This window comes from Vibrio sp. 1288 (assembly GCF_033344475.1).
In genome coordinates, this window is the sequence record NZ_JAWPOX010000118.1 from 1 (window position 1) to 1153 (window position 1153).

A 1153-nucleotide genomic window follows, 5' to 3' on the forward strand; every position below is an offset into this window, starting at 1 on the left:
GTACTATGCTGAGGACAGGCTTTCATTCGGAGAACCATCATGGAAAACATTGCGCTTATTGGTATCGATCTGGGTAAGAACTCTTTCCATATTCATTGTCAGGATCATCGTGGGAAGGCCGTTTACCGTAAAAAATTCACCCGACCAAAGCTAATCGAATTTCTGGCGACATGCCCGGCAACAACCATCGCGATGGAAGCCTGTGGCGGTTCTCACTTTATGGCACGCAAGCTGGAAGAGTTAGGGCATTTTCCAAAGCTGATATCACCGCAATTTGTCCGCCCATTCGTTAAAAGCAACAAAAATGACTTCGTTGATGCTGAAGCTATCTGTGAAGCAGCATCACGTCCATCTATGCGTTTCGTGCAGCCCAGAACCGAATCTCAGCAGGCAATGCGAGCTCTGCATCGTGTCCGTGAATCCCTGGTTCAGGATAAGGTGAAAACAACTAATCAGATGCATGCTTTTCTGCTGGAATTTGGTATCAGCGTTCCGCGAGGTGCTGCCGTTATTAGTCGACTGAGTACCCTTCTTGAGGACAGTAGTTTGCCTCTTTATCTCAGCCAGTTACTGCTGAAATTACAACAGCATTATCACTATCTTGTTGAGCAGATTAAAGATCTGGAATCTCAGTTGAAACGAAAGTTGGACGAAGATGAGGTTGGACAGCGCTTGCTGAGTATTCCCTGCGTTGGAACGCTGACTGCCAGTACTATTTCAACTGAGATTGGCGACGGGAAGCAGTACGCCAGCAGCCGTGACTTTGCGGCGGCAACAGGGCTGGTACCCCGACAGTACAGCACGGGAGGTCGGACGACATTGTTAGGGATTAGCAAGCGGGGCAACAAAAAGATCCGAACTTTGTTGGTTCAGTGTGCCAGGGTATTCATACAAAAACTGGAACACCAGTCTGGCAAGTTGGCCGACTGGGTCAGGGAGTTGTTGTGTCGGAAAAGCAACTTTGTCGTCACCTGTGCTCTGGCAAACAAGCTGGCCAGAATAGCCTGGGCACTGACGGCGCGACAGCAAACTTACGAAGCATAAAGGCAGAAATACACCAGTTTAAACAATCATTCATCTGGTTTTGCGAATACTGATATTGATGATACTAACGGCCCACCGGCCTGTTGAGGAACCTGTAAAACGGAAAGGC

General features: G+C 48.4%; 1 protein-coding gene. It reads left to right on the forward strand.

Translation table 11 applies throughout. The features are described from left to right. Positions 1 to 39 precede the first annotated feature (39 nt). A complete protein-coding gene (locus tag R8O11_RS25000) occupies positions 40 to 1044 on the forward strand; it encodes an IS110-like element IS5075 family transposase (protein ID WP_000427619.1) in 1005 nt (334 codons plus the stop codon). The last annotated feature ends 109 nt before the right edge of the window (positions 1045 to 1153 follow it).